The organism is Streptomyces deserti, from assembly GCF_054782695.1.
In genome coordinates this window covers 18,642-38,272 of record NZ_BAAGRZ010000010.1, presented here as the reverse complement: position 1 = coordinate 38,272, position 19,631 = coordinate 18,642, and the positions used below count along the sequence as shown (strand labels likewise).

The 19,631-nt window shown below is 68.5% G+C and carries 16 protein-coding genes; 12 read left to right on the top strand and 4 right to left on the bottom strand.

Features of this window, described 5'->3' with window-relative positions; all coding sequences use genetic code 11:
- Positions 1-76: 76 nt before the first annotated feature.
- From ACYVMZ_RS18790 to ACYVMZ_RS18780, 3 genes are all read right to left on the bottom strand, one after another.
- A complete protein-coding gene (locus ACYVMZ_RS18790; RefSeq protein ID WP_461081012.1) occupies positions 77-1,597 on the bottom strand; it encodes a tyrosine-protein kinase domain-containing protein in 1,521 nt (506 codons plus the stop codon).
- Positions 1,598-1,828: 231 nt separating this feature from the next.
- Positions 1,829-3,649, bottom strand: coding sequence for a DUF4012 domain-containing protein (locus ACYVMZ_RS18785; protein WP_461081010.1), 1,821 nt, complete (start codon positions 3,647-3,649; stop codon positions 1,829-1,831).
- Positions 3,650-3,858: 209 nt separating this feature from the next.
- Positions 3,859-4,518, bottom strand: a complete 660-nt coding sequence (locus ACYVMZ_RS18780; protein WP_461081008.1) for a sugar transferase — start codon at positions 4,516-4,518, stop codon at positions 3,859-3,861.
- A gap of 193 nt (positions 4,519-4,711) precedes the next feature.
- Here ACYVMZ_RS18780 and ACYVMZ_RS18775 point away from each other — a divergent pair, with 193 nt between their 5' ends.
- From ACYVMZ_RS18775 to ACYVMZ_RS18750, 6 genes are all read left to right on the top strand, one after another.
- Complete coding sequence (locus ACYVMZ_RS18775) at positions 4,712-5,713, top strand: UDP-glucuronic acid decarboxylase family protein (protein ID WP_461081006.1); 1,002 nt, start codon at positions 4,712-4,714, stop codon at positions 5,711-5,713.
- The gene (locus ACYVMZ_RS18770) at positions 5,710-6,660 is read left to right on the top strand and encodes a WecB/TagA/CpsF family glycosyltransferase (protein WP_461081004.1); all 951 of its coding nucleotides are present in this window, start codon (positions 5,710-5,712) and stop codon (positions 6,658-6,660) included. Before ACYVMZ_RS18775 ends, ACYVMZ_RS18770 begins: the two co-directional genes overlap by 4 nt.
- The gene (locus ACYVMZ_RS18765; protein ID WP_461081002.1) at positions 6,657-7,859 is read left to right on the top strand and encodes a glycosyltransferase family 4 protein; all 1,203 of its coding nucleotides are present in this window, start codon (positions 6,657-6,659) and stop codon (positions 7,857-7,859) included. Before ACYVMZ_RS18770 ends, ACYVMZ_RS18765 begins: the two co-directional genes overlap by 4 nt.
- Positions 7,860-7,898: 39 nt before the next feature.
- On the top strand, positions 7,899-8,672 hold the full coding sequence (locus ACYVMZ_RS18760; RefSeq protein ID WP_461081000.1) for an O-methyltransferase: 774 nt from the start codon (positions 7,899-7,901) through the stop codon (positions 8,670-8,672).
- 44 nt (positions 8,673-8,716) lie between these two features.
- The gene (locus ACYVMZ_RS18755; protein WP_461080998.1) at positions 8,717-9,589 is read left to right on the top strand and encodes a glycosyltransferase family 2 protein; all 873 of its coding nucleotides are present in this window, start codon (positions 8,717-8,719) and stop codon (positions 9,587-9,589) included.
- A 143-nt stretch (positions 9,590-9,732) separates the two neighbouring features.
- Positions 9,733-10,524, top strand: a complete 792-nt coding sequence (locus tag ACYVMZ_RS18750; RefSeq protein ID WP_461080996.1) for a class I SAM-dependent methyltransferase — start codon at positions 9,733-9,735, stop codon at positions 10,522-10,524.
- 11 nt (positions 10,525-10,535) lie between these two features.
- Here ACYVMZ_RS18750 and ACYVMZ_RS18745 read toward each other — a convergent pair whose 3' ends face one another.
- On the bottom strand, positions 10,536-11,270 hold the full coding sequence (locus tag ACYVMZ_RS18745) for an FkbM family methyltransferase (RefSeq protein WP_461080994.1): 735 nt from the start codon (positions 11,268-11,270) through the stop codon (positions 10,536-10,538).
- A gap of 302 nt (positions 11,271-11,572) precedes the next feature.
- Here ACYVMZ_RS18745 and ACYVMZ_RS18740 point away from each other — a divergent pair, with 302 nt between their 5' ends.
- The 6 genes from ACYVMZ_RS18740 to ACYVMZ_RS18715 all read left to right on the top strand — a co-directional run bounded on the left by ACYVMZ_RS18740 (position 11,573) and on the right by ACYVMZ_RS18715 (position 19,333).
- Positions 11,573-11,905 (top strand): hypothetical protein, encoded by a 333-nt coding sequence (locus ACYVMZ_RS18740; protein ID WP_461080992.1) that lies wholly within the window; start codon positions 11,573-11,575, stop codon positions 11,903-11,905.
- Between the two features lie 4 nt (positions 11,906-11,909).
- Positions 11,910-13,226 carry an O-antigen ligase family protein gene (locus ACYVMZ_RS18735; RefSeq protein WP_461080990.1) on the top strand — a complete coding sequence of 439 codons (1,317 nt, stop codon included), beginning with the start codon at positions 11,910-11,912 and terminating at the stop codon, positions 13,224-13,226.
- Positions 13,227-13,446: 220 nt separating this feature from the next.
- Positions 13,447-14,343, top strand: a complete 897-nt coding sequence (locus tag ACYVMZ_RS18730; RefSeq protein WP_461080988.1) for an FkbM family methyltransferase — start codon at positions 13,447-13,449, stop codon at positions 14,341-14,343.
- Entirely contained in the window at positions 14,340-15,821 is a 1,482-nt protein-coding gene (locus ACYVMZ_RS18725) for an oligosaccharide flippase family protein (protein ID WP_461080986.1), read from the top strand. The genes ACYVMZ_RS18730 and ACYVMZ_RS18725 overlap by 4 nt, the downstream gene beginning before the upstream one ends.
- 1,132 nt (positions 15,822-16,953) lie before the next feature.
- Positions 16,954-17,631: a class I SAM-dependent methyltransferase gene (locus tag ACYVMZ_RS18720; protein ID WP_461081358.1), complete on the top strand. Its 678-nt coding sequence runs from the start codon at positions 16,954-16,956 to the stop codon at positions 17,629-17,631.
- A 544-nt stretch (positions 17,632-18,175) separates the two neighbouring features.
- Positions 18,176-19,333 (top strand): glycosyltransferase family 4 protein, encoded by a 1,158-nt coding sequence (locus ACYVMZ_RS18715; RefSeq protein WP_461080984.1) that lies wholly within the window; start codon positions 18,176-18,178, stop codon positions 19,331-19,333.
- The last annotated feature ends 298 nt before the right edge of the window (positions 19,334-19,631 follow it).

Sequence of the window (19,631 nt, the reverse complement as noted above, 5' to 3'; positions counted from 1 at the left end):
ACGACGCGACGCCTGCCGGACGCCGACGCCCGGGCCGGCCGTACGGTCCCGGGCGTCCGCGGCGTCCCCCCTTCGCTCAGCGATGCTCTCCGCCCTCCGTGGCGGCCGCCGGGGTGGTGTCCTTCCCCGCCGGCGCGGTCGGCGCGGGGAAGACGCCGATCGTCGCCGTCGGCCTGCCGCGGCGGCGGAGCCGGAGGCGGCTGAGCCGGAGGCGGCTGAGCCGCCAGCCTCGGCGCCCCGAGGTTCTGGGCCGGTACGCGTACCCGTAGCCGTACTGCTCGCCGTCGCGCTTGGCGGGCACCATGTTGAGGACGCTGCCGAGCAACGTCGTGCCGACGTCCTGCAGGGCGCGCACGGCCTCGGTGAGCTGGCCCCGGGTGCTCTTCGCGTACCGGGCCACCAGCAGGTAGCCGTCGACCGCCGAGGCCATCGCCGGTGTGTCCGCCACCGGGAGCACCGGCGCGGTGTCGATCACCACGTGGTCGAACTTGTCGGCGAGCGAGCGCACCACGGTGCGGAACTGCGCCGAGCCCAGCATCTCCGCCGGGTTCGGCGGCAGCACTCCGCTGGCCAGCACCGAGAAGGAGCCGGCCGTCTGCATCACGTCCTCGGCGTTCGCCTGGCCGATCATCACGGTGGTCAGTCCGGCGTCCTGTACCAGGCCGAGCGCACGGGCCACGCAGGGGCGCCGCAGGTCCGCGTCGACCAGGCAGACCGAGGAGCCGAACTCGGCCAGGGCGGACGCCAGGTTGATCGAGATGCTCGTCTTCCCCTCGCCGGGCACCGCGCTGGTGACCGCGATGACCTTGGGCGGAGCGTCGATGTCCACGAACCGGAGGCTGGTGCGCAGCCGTCTGAAGTCCTCCGCCCGCCGACCGAACGCGTCGTCGTCCGTCGCCACCGCGTGCCGGGAGACACGCTGGTCGAGGACGACGCTGCCGAGTACGGCCGGTCCGCCGGCGTCGGCGAGACACCGGGTCAGGTCGTTGCGGCTGCGCACCGAGGTGTCCAGCGACTCCCGCGCGGCCGCCAGGCCGGTACCGAGGGTCAGACCGGCCACGAGCCCGAGCGCGAGGTTGAGCACCGGGTTCGGGGAAGCCGGCGTGTTCGGTCTGTTGGCGGGCTCGGTGAGGCTCAGCCGGACGGGCGAGAGCCGGGCTTCCTCCGGTCGTTCGATCTCGGCGATGACGTCGGCGAAGCGGTGGGCGATCGCGTTGCTGATCCGGGCCGCCCGGGACGGTTGGGTGTCCGTGACGGTGATCTTGAGAAGTACCGTTTCGAGGGGTACCTCCGTGGTGATCTTCCGGGCCAGCTGTGAGGGCGTCATGTCCAGGCGCAGAAGCTCGGCGACCGGCTCGGTCACGTGGGGGCTGGTGACCACTTCCGCGTAGGAGCGGACGCGAGCCTGGGCGAAGCTGTTGCCCTGATTGAGCTTGACCGTGTCGTCCCAGTCCTGAAGAGATACGAAGAGTGTCGAGGTGGCCCGGTACTGCGGTGTGGTGGCGTTGGTGACGAACGCGCCGACCGCTGTTCCCAGCAGGCCCAGCGCCGCGATGAGGCGCCAACGCCTGACCAGGAATCGAAGGTAGTCGGACAAATCCAAGGTATCCATCCCAGGTGCGCGAGTAGGCGGCAATAACGACATTCGTTAACTGAGTGATCATATCCGTGATATCAGGCGAAAACGGGCAGGAGGTGCGGCTTCCGCTGAGTCAGCCGGAGTCGTGTACAGCCATCTGTCCGGTGGTGGCGTGCCGACGGCGATGGAGGGGCGGTGCACACCAGTTGTCCGGAACGACGTCGGTATCCATGCCGTCGGTGCGGGAAATCAGCCGACGCACGGACCGTTCGGGAGCACCGTGGCCCGCAGGGGATGCACCAGCGGCTGACGCAGCACGACGGGAGAACGGTCCCAAGGGCGCTCCAGCAAGTGGAGTACGAGGGTGCGCGTGCCGCGCGCGGGCAGCTCGACATCGAGGGTGAAGACCGGGTGGCCCCGCTCGGCACCGTGGCCGACTTGAGTGGGGCGGCCGTCCAGGGTGGCACGGGACAGGGTGGCCTCCGCACTGGCGTAGTAGGACACCAGCAGGCGGTTGTCACCGGGCCGGGTGTCGTAGGGCGGATCGTCCACCCGCTGGACGACGTACGGCGGGAGCCCCGACACCGGAGCCCGGTTGGTCAGGCGGACGGTCACGGTGACCTCGCGCCGGCCGCCGACGCACCGGCCCGGTGCCCACACGAGTCGGCGGTCGAGGTAGTAGTCGAGCTTCGTACCCGCCGCGTTGTTGACGACCAGTCCGGCCAGCGGACCGGACCCTTCGGGCAGCGCCCCGCCGAACGACCGCGCCAGGAGTTCGCGCTGCTCCGCCGAGTGGGCACTCCACACCTTGATCCGTCCCTCCTCCAGTTGCCGGTGCAGCGCCGAGAAAAGGGGGGCCCGGCGCGCGGGGTCGGTCGAGGCGCCGAGCAGCCGGACGGCCACCGCACGCGCCACGTCGAGGAAGTACGCCTTGCGCCGCTTGAAGTCCGGGTGGAGCGCGTAGCTGGCGCGCTCGCTGAGATCCACGACGTTGTGGGCGGTGACGGCGCTCCCGTCGGGCAGCCGGGCGGGGCCGGAGGCGGCGAGGAGCCCGGAGACCGCGCCGGGGTCCAGGCCGAAGGCACCGTCCACACGCTGGCCGCTGTGCCGCTGCCACGCCGCGGCCCAGATCCGCGCCGCGTAGGGGAAGTGCGGGCTCATGTTGGAGTTCACCCAGGTCCGGGTGGGGGCGCTGGGTCCGTACAGCGCGTCGAACTCCGCTCCCAGGTCGACGTCCGCATGTGCCTCGCTCAGTTCGGTGTCGTTCCCGAAGTACTCGAAGCCCAGTCGGCCCCGGTCCGCCTTGAGCACCGCGAAGGCCCCGGGAAGCCCGCCCGTTCCACGCGCCTCGGCGGTGTTCTCGAACACCGCCAGGTACCGCCGCGGTCCGTCCGCTCCGAGCATCGAGGGCATCAACCGGGCCGCCGCGGCGGCATCGTGGGTGAGAGGGGCGATCCGATCGAGCTGCCGGGCGAGTTCGGTGCGCGCCCGGTCGGTGGCCGGCAGCCAGGTGCCGTGCGGGAGGTCGTCGACATCGGCGCGGACCTGCGATGCGCTGCGCGAGGCCTGTTCGAGACGGGGAGCCACACGGCGCAGCGCGGAGAGGTTCAGGTGTCCGCCGTCGTCCGTGCCGGTGGAATGGAGTTCCGCGACGGTACGCGCCATGGGGGAGAGCACGTCGTGGGTCAGCCGGTCGGAGGCCTCCGCGATACCGCGTACGGTACGGAAGGGGCCGCCGAGAACGGGCAGATGGGCCGCCGGGAACCAGGCGGGGCCGGTGGTGAGCCGATGCGCCCGGGCGGCGTGGCCGGCGGCGCTGCGCACCGCGTCCTGCGCTGTCGCGGCCCGCGTCGTCGGCGGGCCGGCCGCGGTGGTCGGCTCCGCCGCGGGCTGCGCGAGGTGCTGCCGCCGCAGCGTCTCCAGACTCCGCTGGGCGGCCAGCAGTTCATTGCGGGCGAGCACTCCGGTGACCGCGATCCAGGCGGCACCGGCCAGGAGCAGTCCCGCCGCGGCGTACACCGGCATCCTGACGCGGCGGTCGCGCAGCCGGCGGACGATGACGGCGGGCACGACCCGCTCCTTCCACCGGCGCGGAATCCGTCCGGCCCGCTCGGCACTGAGCGGGGGTTCCTGCACACGCGACCCATCCCGGCGAGTCTCGGACATCTGGTGTCACTCCCTGGCTGATCTCGTTCGCTGGGTCCCGTGGCCGTCCCGCAACGCCCTCCGGGGCGCCGGGTGCAAAGGCGAGCCCCTCCGTGCGACGCGCGGGCGCCGGCTCAGTAGGCGCCGTCACCGCGCAGCACGGCGGGAAGGGTCCGCCAGAGGATCGCCAGGTCCAGCCTGATCGACCAGGTGTCGACGTACTCCAGATCCAGGCGCAGGGCGTCCTCCCAGGCGAGGTCGGACCGTCCGCTCACCTGCCACAGTCCGGTGATCCCGGGCCGGACCACCAGGCGGCGGCGGGCCTTCCCGGTGAACACCGAGTCCTCGACCGGGAGCGGACGGGGACCGACCAGGGACATCTGCCCCCGCAGCACATTGACCAGCTGCGGCAGCTCGTCCAGGGAGTAACGGCGCAACCACCGCCCGACCGCGGTCACCCGCGGGTCCTCGCGGATCTTGAAGAGGTGCCCGTCCGCCTCGTTGCGCACCTCCATGGCCGCGCGCATCCGCTCCGAACCGACGTGCATCGTCCGCAACTTGAGGACGTGGAACTCCTTGCCCCGCCAGCCGGTGCGGCGCTGGCGGAACAGCAGCGGGCCCGGAGTGTCGAGCTTCACCGCGACGGCCGCGGCGAGGAGCACGGGCGCCACCAGCAGGAGCAGGACGGCGGCCCCCACACAGTCGATGGACCGCTTGGCCGCCCGGACTCCCCAGTGCGCCCGCTCACACGGAGCCGCCCGGTGATGAGCCGTCTTCGCAGTGGACACCGGCATTCCGCAATCCCTTCGCCTGCTGCGGCAGAACGGGTGAAACGTGCCCTGGCTAGGGGCATTTCGACCCGCACGACGTCTCATTCGGACCATTTCTGACTAATGAATAGAAACACGACATCGTTCCGAGCTTCGGCAATGACACCGAAGCTTGCCCTCGTCCACCAGCCCGGGCGGGGCGGCCGAGAGGACCTGCATGCGTGCAGTAGTGACGGGTGGGGCCGGGTTCATCGGCTCACATCTGTGCGAGCGGCTGCTTCAGGCGGACCACGAAGTGGTCTGCCTGGACAACTTCCTGACTTCCAGCCCCGAGAACATCGAGCACCTCATGGGCGACCGGCACTTCCAGTTCCGCCGCTGGGACATCACCCAGGGCCTGGACGAGCCGGGGCCGGTGGACGCCGTCGTTCACATGGCTTCACCAGCCTCGCCCGCGGACTACCTGAAACTGCCTCTGGAGACACTCCGAGTGGGCTCGGCCGGCACCTGGCACGCCCTGGACCTGGCCGCCGCCAAGGGCGCCCGCTTCCTGCTGACCTCCACCTCCGAGTCGTACGGCGACCCCCTGGTCCATCCTCAGCCGGAGAGCTACTGGGGACATGTGAACCCCGTGGGCCCGCGTTCGGTGTACGACGAGGCGAAGCGCTTCAGTGAGGCACTGACGATGGCGTACCGCAGGAGCCGCGGTGTGGACGCCAAGATCGTGCGCATCTTCAACACCTTCGGGCCGCGGATGCGCCCGGACGACGGACGGGCGATCCCCACCTTCATCCGCCAGGCGCTGCTCGGGGAGCCGATCACGGTCACCGGCGACGGCAGCCAGACCAGGTCCCTGTGCTACGTCGACGATGTGGTCGAAGGCCTGCTGCTCATGCTGGCCAGTGACCACTGCGGACCCGTCAACCTGGGCAATCCCCACGAGGTCTCCATGCTGGAGCTGGCGCAGTGGATCGGCAAGCTCACCCGGTCCCGCTCCGAGATCACGCTCACCCCCCGTCCCCAGGACGACCCCGAGCGACGGCGTCCGGACATCAGCCTGGCCCGCGAGCTGCTGAACTGGGAGCCCACGACTCCCCTGGAGCGCGGCCTGTGCGACACCATCACGGACTTCCGCCGGCGTCTGGCCCTCGGGGAGTTCGCCGGGAACGGCACGCGGCCCGCCGGATCCACGCCGGACTCCGAAGCCGCCCGCTCATGACCGCCCCTCCGAGCAGCCGGACGACATCGGTGACGGCGGCTCCCGTGGTCGAGTGCCTCGGTGTGCCCATCACCGCGCACACCCGCGACAGCGCGGCCCGCCATGTCGTGCACCTGGCCGGCCGGATGCGCGAGGCACGCCATGGGCTCACCGACGGACCCGGCGCCTCCGGCGTCCAGCTCGGCAGTGACGTACACCTGTCCAACGCCTACACGCTCGCCCTGGCCGGCCGGGACCCCGAGCTGCTCGGCATCCTCCGCTCCGCCTCCCTCAACCTCCCCGACGGGCAGCCGGTCGTGTGGGCCAACCGGCTGCTGCACCCGAGCGCCGCCTTGCCGGGCACCCGTGTCTACGGCCCCGACCTCCTCACGGACGTCTTCGCCCTGACTCAGCACACGGACCTGAACCACTACCTTCTCGGCTCCACGCCCCAGGTGCTCGACGCACTGCACCGGGAGCTGCGGCGGCGCTATCCCGGGGCGCGGATCGTCGGCACCTGCTCCCCGCCCTTCAGGCCCCTGACCGTGCACGAACGGCTGCAGCAGGTGGAGGAGATCCGTTCCGCCGCAGCGGACATCGTCTGGGTCGGACTCGGCACGCCCAAGCAGGACCGCTGGGCCGCCGAACTGTGCGACGCACTGCCCGTGGTGGCCGTGGCCGTGGGCGCGGCCTTCGACTTCATCGCCGGCAACAAGCCGCAGGCACCGCACTGGATGCGGCACAACGGGCTGGAATGGCTGTTCCGGCTCGGCTGCGAACCACGCCGCCTGTGGCGCCGGTACCTGTTCGGCAACGCGCGCTTCGTCCACGGGGTGGTGCGCCAGGCGACACGTCCCGTACGAGCGGACGGCGGTGCGGTGCACGTGGCATCCGATCGCCTGAATTCGGGCCGACTCGTCGGCCAGGGCCGGGAAATTCCCGACATCGTTCCTAAGGTGCGGCCATGACGATCACTCCGGCGAGGCCCCCAGAGACCCGGCGGCGCGTCGTCGTGGTTCAGCCCTACGTCCCCGGGTATCGGACGTCGTTCTTCAACCACCTGCAGGACCGGCTCAACTCCGCGGGTGTTGACCTGGAAGTGCTGTACGGGCTCGTACCACCGCAGCAGGCGGCCCGACGCGACGCCGCGCCCTGCGCCTGCGCGGTACAGGTCCCCTCGCGGCGGCTGCCCGCCCCTGGCGGCCGGTCCCTTCTCTGGCGTCAGGTGACGGACCGGGCCGCTTCCGCCGATGCGGTGGTACTGGAGCAGGCACTGCGAAATCTTGAGGCGTATCCGCTGTTGTTGCGTCAGCTGATCCGGCGGACCGGCGGGCGCCCGCCGCGGGTCGCGTTCTGGGGCCACGGCCGCACCTACACCAAGAAGACGAGCCGGCTCCAAGCAGCCGCCAAGGACACCGTCACGCGGCAGGCCGCCTGGTTCTTCGCCTACACCGAGGGGGGAGCCTCATACGTCGCCTCGCGGGGCTTCCCCCGCGACAGGATCACCGTCCTGCGCAACTCCGTGGACACCACGGAGCTGACCGCCGCGCGTGACCGCGCGGACATCCACGGTACGCCCGAACATGCCGCAGCCGCCGAGCTGCGCGAACGCCACCACCTCGTGCCGGGACGAACCGCCCTGTACGTGGGGGGACTTGACGCCCCGAAGCGGATCCCCTTCCTACTCCGATGCGCGCGACGTCTCGCGACCGGCCTGCCGGGCTTCAAGCTGCTGGTGGCCGGAGACGGTGTCGACCGGCCCCTGGTGGAAGCCATGGCCTCCGCCCCGGACAGCCCGGTGGTGGCTCTCGGCCACCGCGCCGGACAGGACGTCGCGGTGCTCGGAGCGGTATCGGACGTCATGCTGATGCCCGGGCGGGTGGGACTGTGCGCGGTGGACTCGTTCGCCCTGCGGACACCCATCGTCACCACCGACTGGCCATGGCACGCACCCGAGTTCGAATACCTGGAGCACGGACGGAACGCAGTGGTCAGCCGAGACGATCCGGAGGCCTACGCGGTGGCGGTGCAACAGGTACTGAACGACCGCTCCCACCTGGAATCCCTGCGCGAAGCGTGCCGCGAGGACGTCGCCGACTATACGGCGGACGGCATGGCAGAGCGTTTCTGCGACGGCTTGCTGCATATGCTCGGAAGAAGTGCGTGAGCCGACCTGAGGAATTCCGCAGACCGGCGAGCCGATTCCATGAAGGGTGTCAGTGAAATGACTGTTCCAAGGCCGGCGGACAGACGGACGAAGCCGCCTGCATACGGCGTCCTGCCCGTTCGGCTCCGGCGCTCGATCACCAAGCCCGTCCGCGTCATGCGGCCATGGCTCTACGGGCCGTGGCCCGCCGCCCTCAACGGGCAGCGATTCCGTCAGAACCTGTTCCGCTCCCTGGTCCGCGAACTCCAGCCCCGGGCGATCTTCGAATCCGGTACCTACTGCGGAGGGTCGACGCAGTTCCTGTGGCATCTGTCCGGCGCTCCCGTGTTCACCGTCGAGAAGAATCGCGGATTCGCCCGCTGCGCCGAGAGGCGTTTCCGTGGAAATCCAGAGGTCCGGGTGCTCAACGAGGATTCCCGGGACGCTCTGCGGACGCTGCGCGACTCCGCCCGGTTTCCCCGGTCGCGGGTCCTGTTCTACCTGGATGCCCACTGGGAAAAGGACCTTCCCCTGCGGGAGGAAGTCGACATCATCACGAAGGCGTGGACGGACTCGGTCATCGTCATCGACGACTTCAAGGTTCCCGACGACGACGGTTACGCATTCGACACCTACGGCGATCTGCAGCTGTCGATGGAGTATCTGGGAAAGACCGTCGCGTCCTACGAGACGTTCTGGCCGAACTGCCCGTCCAGCATGGAGAGCGGGCGCCGCCGCGGTTGCGTGGTGCTGGCCGCCCCGGGCGTCGCACAGCAGGTGTCCGAGCTCCCTGAAGTGCGTCGCGCCGAAGCTCTCGCAGTGCCCAAGCGGTGAGGCGTGAACCCGGAGAGACGGCCCTGGGGTGGTCGACGGCGCCAGTGACGCGGGTGGTCGTGCTGATCGCCTGTCACAACCGTCGCGAGACCACGATCCGGTGCCTGCGGTCGCTGATCGGGCAGGGCGGGCCCGAGGTATCCGTGCGTGTCGTGCTCACGGACGACGGCAGCACCGACGGCACCGCCCACGCTGCCCGCGAGGTATGGCCCGACATCCACGTGCTCCAGGGCAGCGGCAAGCTGTTCTGGGCGAAGGCGATGGCACTCGCGGCGTCGGCCGCGGGCGACTACCACTTCCTCCTCTGGCTCAATGACGACGTGACCTTGGACCCCGGAGCGCTGTCGTGCTTGCTCCGGACCCACGCATCGCTCTCCGGTTCGGACAAGGGCGACCTGATCGTCGTGGGCGGTGTGCGTGATCCGCACACCGGCGCGGTGACGTACTCGGGTGTTCACCGGCGCAGCCGTCTGCGCCCGGTGCACTTCACCATGGTCGCTCCGGCCGACAGACCGGTTCGGGCCGAGACCATGAACGGGAACCTGGTGCTGATTCCCCGTCCTGTGGTCCAACGTGTCGGGCAGATCGACACGGGCTTCAGCCATGGGCTGGCCGACTTCGACTACGGCCTGCGCGCCGGGCGTCTCGGATGTGCCGTCTGGGTCGCCCCCGGAACGCTGGGCACCTGTGCACGCAACCCCACAGCGGGGAACTGGACCGACCCCGCACTGCCCGTCCGGCAGAGGTTGCGTCTGGCGTGCGCCCCCAAGGGCCTTCCACCGGGCAGCTGGTTGCGGTTCACGCGGCGGCACGCCGGTCCCGTGTGGCCGGTGTACTGGCTCTCGCCCTACGCGCGGCTCCTCGCCGGTGCTGCTCTCGTCCGAATGCGCAGTGCAGCGCGGGTCGTTGTCAGATAGTTCCGGAGCAGTCCGGGAATTCCGATCGCCCGACGGCCGGCAATCCCGACTTCATGTCCGCGCGGCGCGTGAGAAGGATTCATTGCATACAGTCGTGACAAACTGATCCGGCGTGGGCGACCACGCGCTGTGGAGGAGGAACCGTGACAAGCGGAATTGATATGCAGCGTGCCGCGACGGCGGAAATCTGCAGCAACCGGGACGACTGGTCCTTTCACGTCACCAGCGATCCGCTGACCCGTTTCCTGCGCGATCGGCGCTTGCGGATCGCTCTGCGCATGCTGCGTGTGCGGGGACTGCTCGATCCAGCAAGACAGAGCGTTCTGGTCGTATGCGGCGGTGTGGGCGGAGAAGGTTTGTTCCTCAGCCGCAGTGGGTTCACCGACGTCACTGTCAGCGATCTGTCCGAAGAGGCACTCGGAGTCTGCCGCAGCCTGGAACCAAAAATTCGGACCATGCCTCTGAACGCGGAGAACATGGCTGAGATTCCCGACTCCAGTTACGACCTGGTCCTGGTCCAGGATGGTCTGCACCACTTGCCGCGCCCGGTCCTGGGTTTCACGGAGATGCTACGGGTGGCCCGGAAGGCCGTCATCGTGATCGAGCCGCACGACGGTCTGGTGGGCAGGCTCATCGGCACCGAATGGGAGCGGCAAGGAGAATTCGTCAACTATGTCTTCCGGTGGAATCACTCGCTGGTGAACCAGACCACCCGAAGCTATCTCCTGTGCCCGCAGGCCGTGGTGCTGCTCCGCAGGCTGTGGGACCACAACCTCGCCGTCGGCAAGGTGGCGGGCCGCTTCCCGGAGCGTTGGCGCCTGACAGTGGCCAAAGCGATCTATCAAGTGCTGCGCCCGGTGAACCGGCTCGGGAACATGATGGTCGCGGTGGTGGTGAAGCCGGAAGGCGACCCGACGCATCGGAGCGGACGGTGAACCATGACGAGTCACAGCCTCGGCGGGTGACGAAGGAACACCGCGTCGCACTGCAGCATCTGCCCGGTCCGGCTGTCGCTGAAGCCTGGCACCAGCGCCGCCAGGGTCATTCCGTACCGGCGCTGCGCCATTTGTAGCGCGTCTTCCAGGAGCAGACCGCCCTCGTACAGCGGCACACACGAGACTTCCATTTGCAGCCCCGCGCAATGACCGACGTGTTCTGCGGCCCCTTCCAGGACGGCTCCTTCATATCCCTGGACGTCAAGTTTGAGAAACACCCGTTCCTCCGGCCCGGCCACCTGCGGCCAGACTGCGTCGAGGCGATGCTGCTCGGTTTCCTGGACGTCCACGTAGCGGGATTCCGGGCAGGCTTCTGCGTGCCTGGACAGCATGGGCAGTACGGAACTACTGGCACATCCGTTACCGGCAACGTTGATAGTGACGGTGCGATTGCTGTCACCGAGGGCATATGGAAACACCTTCCACAGAGGGTCCGCCGCGGCGCGACAGCGCAGAGTTCGCAAGGGATCGTGGAGCGGCTCGAACGAAGCGATGCTTCCCCGGTACCCGAACCGCCTGAGCATCGTCCCGTACTGACCACGGTTCGCCCCGACATCGATCACCACATCGATGCGGTTGTGCAGAATCAACTGCACGATGCGGTAATCGAGTGAGCACTGCGGAAAGCGGTTCACGTCAAGGCCGATGCGCTGAGCGGCGACACGGGCGCGATGAAAGAGAGTCATTTCCCCATTGTGGGGCCTACTTCCCTTCTTTCATGGCATTTACCGTGTTCCCGATCTGCTCCTCTCCTGTGACATGTCTGCGGGGAGACGAACGACTGTATTCGCACATCGCGGAAGCGGGCTGCCGCGTCTGCAGGCACCTGCCACAGACGCCGCCCGGGGAGGACCTGCGTAAAGACTCCGAGTGGGGGCGGTTTGGGGCAGCAGCGGCCTGGTTGGACAGTCGTGGGCGATTCATCCGGTAATGATGTGGTGCTTGAGCTGAGGAGTCTCACGTGCCACCAGCCCGTCTCGCTGTACTGATGACCAGTCGTAGTCGCTGCAAGGAGACCCTGTCCGCGCTTGCCGGGCCTGCCGGACAGCATGGGCTGCCGGACGCCGTACGGACCGAGGTGGATGTCACCACAGTGGGCACCGACGTCTACACGGTCGGCCCGGGCAAGGTCGTGGTCGACGCCGTACGCGCCTTGGACTGCGGCGGCACCACCACATACTCGGGTCGCGAACTGCCTCCCCGACCACCGTGGGGCTACTGCCTGCGGCACTGTCGGCCGAGGGCCCCGCTGCTGATGTTCTCGCCGTATGTGAAGACTGCGGCGCCGGCCTCAGTCCGTCGCTCCCCCGCGGGGGGATGATCCCTTGCTGCTCGATCTTCCGGCAGTGTTGCTTGGCTGCACCGCGCTCGCCACCTGCGCGGCGCTCACCGCGAGCTTTGTCCGCTGGCCGGTGTGGGGAATCGGCCTGTACACCGCCGTCCAGCTCTGGCAGTCGCAGCAGAGTATGCACCGGCCCCGCAACGCCACAGGCCTGGATCTGTTGCCCGCCGATGTACTGACCGTTTGTCTGCTGGTCGCTGCGCTCGTTGTGCTCGGAAGGGATCGAGGGCGCCGTGCTCCTGCCCCGCTTCTGGCCCTGCTGGTCCTGACTGCCTGCGCGCTGATCCGCGGGGTCCGACTCTTCGGCATCGAGACGGCGGGCAACGAAGCCCGTACCAGTTTCATCCAGCTCTTCTCCGTCGCGTTCTTCGTCGCCGTCCTTTCCACCGGTCGGAACGTGGTCCGTGCGGTCACCCGCATTTGGGTCGCAGCCGCCTGCGCGCTGTCCTGCATGGCCCTGATGTGGTGGCTGAAGTCCGGCATCGGTTCCAACTCAGACACGATCATGGTCGACGGAGTGCTCACCAACGCACGCCCGGTGAGTTCTGCCGAAGCCCTGATCATCAGCCAGGCAGCCGTGGCCCTTCTTTGTGGGCACGGCTTTGCAAGGGCCAGAGTCCTGGCCTGGCCGCTCCTGGTGATCGTCGTCCTGCTCCAGCACCGTACAGTCTGGTTGGCCACGGGCATCATGCTCACGGGTTGGCTACTGTCCCGCCGCCAACAGGCAGGATCCCGTGCCGCGGCACTGACCGTTCTGGGCTCCCTCAGCATGCTCTCCCTGCTGGCCGTTTCCTGGGGAGCTGCCGAACAGGTCACCTCAAGTCTCGCCGCCTCCAGTGAAGATGACAGGACGCTGCTATGGCGCATGGAGGGCTGGCGCGCACTGCTGGGGCAGCTCGACGATGTTCCGGACTGGCTACTGGGCCTGCCCTTCGGCTTCGGGTACGACCGCCTGATCGACGGAAACCTCATCGTCGTGACACCCCACAACTACTACCTTGAGGTTCTCCTGCGCCTTGGCATCTGCGGCGTCGCGGCACTCCTCCTGCTGTACGCCACAGCCTGGCGTGCGGCCGGTGTGGATCGCGATCACGGACTACTGGTCAGGCTGCTCATCTGTGGCCAGTTGGTCTTGGCGATCACCTACGCGCCCTCTCCCGAACAGGCCGTGATCCTCGGCCTGCTGGCGGCCTATGCACGGCCGCGCAGCGTACTCCGTCTCCATACGACCCAGGAACCGCCGTGCCCCACAGAACTGCGCCCACCACCGGCATCACCGGCCAAGACGGCTCGTATCTAGCCGAGCACCTCTTCAAGGGCTATCTGGTGCATGGCTCGACGACCGCCATCTGCGCTCCTCCGAGGTCCCAGCCCTGGCCGGTGACACCTCCAAGGCCGAACAGGAACCGGGCCGGAGGGCAGCCGTCCATCCTCCGGAACCCGCCCGGACCATGGCCGACGCCGAGCTGTCCGCCGTCCCGGCCCCGGTCCACGAACGCTCGCTGATGGGAGCCTGAGTGATGACTGCCCCCCTCGTCCCGCAGCTAAGCTCTGTCAAGCCCTTGCTGCGCGGTACCCGTGACCTGCTGATGCGCTCGCACACGTTTCAGCGGGCGGTACGGGCCGGAACCGTACGCGGTCATGTGCCGATCGCTGTCTGGCAGCATCTGCGCCCTACGGGCGTCTGGCAGCTGCATGCACCCGACGGCAGTACTTTCCGTTACCACTGCGGCCGGGACGATGTACTCGCAGGGCCGGTGGTCTGGACGGATCTGCGGCTGTGGGAGGAGGCCACTCACCCACTTTTCTACCGGCTCGCCCGTGATGCACGTGGATTCCTGGACGCCGGGGCCTACGCCGGCCTGTACACCCTGCTGGCCTGTCAGGCCAATCCGCGGCTGCACGCCGTCGCGGTCGAGCCCAACCCGGTCGCGGCTCGGATGCTGCACCGCAATCTCGACGTCAACGGCTTCGGATCCAGGGTGCACGTCGTCGCCAAGGCACTCTCGGAGGCGCCGGGCCGGGCACGGCTGACCGTGCCCGAGCGCATCACCACGGCCACCCTGCGCAGCGGATCCGACGTCCAGGGGCGCAGCGCTGTCGACGTGGAGGTGACCACGGCGGACCTCGCGGTCGGCGACCGGCCCGTCGACCTGGTGAAGATCGATGTGGAAGGTCTCGAACCGGAAGTGCTGCGCGGCATGTCTGGGATTCTGGCCGCACACCGTCCGACCGTGATCGCCGAGTGCCTCGACCAGCCCGCTCTGGAACGGCTGCGCTCCACGGCCGCCGAGTTCGGCTACCACCACGTCCACCACATCGCTCCACAGGGACCCGTCGCCGTAACGCCCGGCTTCGTCCCTCCCCGACGCCACCAGAACTTCCTGCTGGCGACCGCCCCCTTCACCCACTCATGACCGATGCCTCGAAATCCGTAGGCCGCGTCGTCTCTGTGCTGAGCTGGAGCTACGGCGGCGCCGCCGTATCCGTCGTCCTGCAACTCGGCTACACCGCCTGGAGCGCGCGCGCGGCGCCGCACAGCGCCTTCGGTGCTTATGCGATCGCCCTGACAGTGACCCAGCTGCCCGGGCTCATCGCCACGGCGGGCCTGGCGACATGCATCCTTCGTGCCGAGCAACTGAGCCGCGCCCTCTTCCGCACCGCACTCCGGCTCTCGCTGCTGACAGGCGTGGCCTGCTGGGCGGTCATCGAGGTCGCTGCCCCGTGGTGCGCCCAGCTGTGGGATATTCCCGGACTCACGTATTTTCTACGGCTGTTGGGCTTCCAGTATCTGGTGGCGCCGACAGGTTGCGTATTGCTGTCCGCGCTACGCCGGGTCGGCCTGCCCGGCTATGCAACGGTCGCCGAACTCACTGGGCAGGCGGCCGGCTGCGTCGTCGCAGCCGTCGTGCTCACCCGCACGGGTTCCCCGACCGCCCTCGCCCTGGCCCTTCCGGTCGCAGCGTTCACCACCTTCAGTCTCTCCCTGGTGGGATCGGCGAAGCTAGTTCTGCCGCGCGACTCGGGTACTCCGCCCGATTCCCTGCTGGGACTCTCCGCGTTCCTCACCGGCTTCGCGCTGCTGCGCACCCTCGCGGCAAGCGCCCCACTGTGGATGGCGGGCCGGCTGCTGGGCCCCGGAACGGCCGGACTCTGGTCCCGCGCCCAACTGCTGTCCGACGTACCAGTGAACGTCATGGTCAAGGCTCTCAACCAGGCAGCTGTACCACTGCTCGCCGACCGCCGCGCTCAGGGCCTGCCACTGACACGGCCGGCACAGCACCTGCTGTACGCCGCCTCCGCGAGCTTCGTCGCTTTCGGCGCCCTGGCCGGCGTAGGGCCCGCTGCACTCGCCCTGCTGCTCGGCCCGGGCTGGGAAGGGGCCGTAGCGTTGGTACCCGCCTTTGCCGCAGCTGCCGCGATGCAGGTCGTGTACTCAGCCGGGTGTGCGCTGAACCTGGCCTGCGGGGCCCGACGCGATCTCGTCCAGACCCAGCTGGTTCTGCTCGCGGTCACCGGAGTGGGGCTCGCCGGTGCCGTCGGCCGGCGGGAGCCGTTGCCGCTCATCGCGGCCGGAGCGGCCGGATTGGCTGTTGGCCACGTGGTACAGCTGGTCCGATGGTACCGGACGGACACGCTCGGTGCCGGCGACGTGGTACGCGCCCATCTCACGCACATTGCGGCCGGCGCCTGTGCGGCCGCGGCCGGCCGTTGGGGCGACGCCGCTCTGGGCGGTCTGCCCGGCGCGGTGCTTGCCATGTCTCCGGTGCTGCTGAGCTGTCTGCTGCTGCGCGGTCGACTGCCGGCCTACCGGGCGGCAGCCGATATGGGACTGGTGCGCCGCCCGGGTAGGCGAGCGAAGAAACCCACGACCGTGCCGGTGTCCCGACCATGATGAAGTGGTGGAGACGTTCCATGTACCTCGGCCTCGCAGGCCCGGCAGCTCGCAGTTGCCGGTGGCCTGCTCAGCTGAGTCTGTCGTGGGCCGTTCCTTCGCCGCCATCGTGGGCGCTCCGCCGCCGGGTTCGGCGTCGCGACCGTCTACCGCGGCACCGTGAGGTCATTGAAGTCCTGGCCGCCTTTCCGCTCAGCCTGGTGCTGTGACCGGAAGGTTCACCGGCGTGCGACTTCCGGCACGGCAGCTCGCCGCGTTGTCTCATCATCCGAGTACATCCAGTACACGGGCGATGCTCCGCCTTGCGACGCACCGCACCGGACGCCGCGAGCTTCCCAGCAAACCCTTCCGGCCACGGCACCAGCCGACACAGGGGAGCGAGCCGCTGACGTTCGTGATCCTGCCCGGGACTCTGCTGCCGATTGACCGGATCACCGCCGTCATTCCGACCTATTCCGGCACGCACATGCGCCACGGCACGAACATCGAGGTGCTGATCGAGCTCTTGGGCGGGTGCCGGGGCCTTGCCCGCCCTGCCGGCTCCACCACGACCTTACGGCCTCCTCCGAACCTTGGCCGATCCAGGGTCCGGTGCTTGGCGGACGTCGGCCGTGCCGTTCGCGGCCGACGGCTCAAGCGATGGCAGCGCCGCTACAACTGCCCGCCCGCCAAGATCCGCTCCATTGGCGAACAGGTCATCTGGTCCGCCCTACGACGCGCCACCCTGGCCAACCGTGCTTTCGCCGACCGCGATGATTTGATCAGTGCCGTCCGACGCGGCCTACGCCAGCCCCAGTACTGCCACGGCGTCCTCGACGGCTGCCTCACCGGCACCGGCCTCCGACGCCGGTCAAGGCCGTCCGTCCTTCACTACGCCCCTGCGCGAGGTCGAAAAGGCTCCGTGCCCAGGTCGGGAACGTGGCGGAGACCAGCGGGAGCGGATCCGCAACCGGTCAGCGACAAACCCCGATGACGAACTCGGGACCTTACCCGAATGGTCGAATTTACAAGGGTAGGGCGTGGTACGGCTGAGGAGTTCTGAGCAGTGTCACTAGAATAGTGTGCGAGTCTCTTGCTGATTGGCTCATCTCTCAGTGATGCGACGACGATGAGAGCGGATAACTAGGTGAAAATGGCGAAGTCTGGTCTGAGGCTGGATTCGAGGACAATTTTTCAGCTCAAATACGAAGCCACCCGTGCGTTGACGCGGCTGCGCCCTGGCCCCACACCATCGGCGGAGGTGGCTCACCGCGTGCATCTTGGCTGCGGTACACGGCGTGTGGCAGGGTGGCTCAACTGCGACATCTCCCGCTCGGATTTGAATATCGATCTGCTGGCACGTCGGCTTCCGTTGCCCGATAACTGTGCCGATGTCATCGTCTCGCAACACGTCATCGAACATCTCGAATTGCACGAGCAACTCATCCCGCTTTTCCATGAGATGCGCCGCATCCTAAAGCCCGACGGCAAGGTGTGGCTGTCGTGCCCGGACATGGAAAAGATCTGTGCCGCATATATGCATGACAGGGGGGCTGGACTATGGGAAGATCGCCGCAAGCGTTTTCCCCATTTTACGCTGAATGGGGCGCCTGTTCAGCATCTCGTCAACGACTTCTTTCATCAGAAAGGTCAACATAGGAATCTGTTCGATCTCGAACTCCTGACATGGGCACTCGGCAAGGCCGGGTTCCAGTCCGTGCGCCGAGTCTGCGAGGCTGATTTGCTCGCTGCACATCCCGAGTTCCCCGAGCGCAACGACGATATGCAGTCACTGTATGTGATGGCGGGTTCGGACAGTGGTTCCACATGATCGAAGGGATCGGACTGTTCTTACTCCTGATAGCGCAACGAGACGGGTGGCATTGAATGCTGCAGCCCGCTGCTTGACCCAGCGTCGACTGCTCTTCCCCGCCCTGGTCGGGAAGGTGCGGCCGCGCTGGTGCCTACATTCGCCGCGACCGGTGCACTGCACTTCGGCGGGGCCCGGCGTGCCACTCGATGACACCATCTCCCGGCGCTCGTCGCGGCCGGAGCGGCCGGACCGGCCGTCGGCCATGCGGTACAGCAGGTCCCCTGCATGGGACCGGTGCGACAAGTGCCCGTGCCGTGGTCCACGCCCACACCACGCACTTGGCGGCCGGGACTGTCCCGCTGGGTCCGGCGGCTGACGGTATTTCCCGGGTGGTCCGCCCGGCGCGGTGCTTGCCCTGTCACCGGTGCTGCTGGGCCGTCTGCGGTCGCGAGGCAAGCTGCCGATGTACCGGGCGGGGGCCGAGACCGGACTGCTGGATGCCTCGGCCTGCGAGCGACGTGGCCCACGACGATGCCGGTGTTCCAGCCCTAAAGGAGTCTCAATGCACATCGGCCTCGCAGGCCCAGTAGACCTCAGCCCGCTGCGCTCCGCGCTGGACGGTACGCTCCCAGCCGTCCAGCAGGGTCCCTCCACCGGGTGGCTGGCCCGCACTTGGCTCGACCAGGGCCATCACGTCACCGTCTTCGCGCTGAGCGACAGAGTCACATCCCGCGCGGTGTCCGGCTCAGGGCCGCTGCGGCTCGTCGTCACGCCGATGCGCCCGTCCGGCCGGGCACGCGATCTCTTCCGGTACGAGCGGCGGCAACTGGCGAACGCGATTCGCGAGAACCCCACCGATGTGGTCAGCGCCCACTGGACGTACGAATATGCGCTCGCCGCCATCGCCAGCGGCCGACCCGCCTTCGTAACCGCCAGGGACACCCCGCTGCGCTATGCCTGGGAGATGCGCAGTGCCTATCGTTGGGTGCGACATACCCAAGCACTGCCCGCCGTTCACCGTGCCACCGCTCTCAGTGCCAACAGTCCGTACACAGCACAGCACTTGAGGCGCTGCCTGGGGGTGCGCCGACCGGTCGAGGTGATTCCCAACGGAGTACGGATCGAGGCCCTGCCCACCTCGTCGCCGCCGTTGCCCGGTGACGCGCCCGTGTTCGCCGCAGCTATCCAGGGCTGGACGCCGATGAAGAACACCAAGGCGCTGCTCCGGGCCTTCGCCCTTGTACGAAGCCGGATCCGGTGCGCCCGGCTGCTGCTCCTGGGTGCCGGCCACGGTCCCGGCGGCCCCGCGCAGGTATGGGCGACGGCCCGAAGACTCACCGCCGGGGTCGAGTTTGCCGGACAACTGCCGCACGCCGCTATGCTGGACCGTCTCGCGACCGAAGCACACGTGCTCGTTCACCCGTCTCGCCTCGAGTCATTCTCCATGATCTGCGCCGAGGCCATGGGTATGGGGCTACCGGTCGTTGCCGGTCGGCGCAGCGGCGCCGTGCCCTGGGTCGTCGCCGACGCGGGCCTGCTCGTCGACATCGACCGACCCGACCGGATCGCGGAGGCCATGACCATGCTGGCCAGAGACGGCGAGCGACGGATGGCCCTCGGAGCAGCCGGGAGAGCCCGGGTCCGTACGCACTTCTCCCTCGACGACACCGCGCGCGCCTATACCGACTGGTTCAGGGCGGCCGATCAACCTGCGTCGTGACGTGCCGTACGCCATCCCGCTGCCCAGGGCCGGCCGAATCGACGACGGTGTGGGAAAGCAGTGTCCAGGTTGTCAAGTGCCCGTCGAGCCGCAGGTGTGACCAGAGCCCGGCTGCCGTTGCAGGAGTCGCAGGAAGCAGGGGCCGGTGGGGATCCGGTTCGACCCGCTCAGACGCGGTGGGCGCCAGGGGGCGCGACGGAGCCGGTGGCCGCCGTGAGTGGTGCGGCTTCCGTCGGCGGAGAGCATGGCGCCGACGACCACGGCCGCCGGTTGGAGCGGGGCGGCGGTGCGCAGCAGC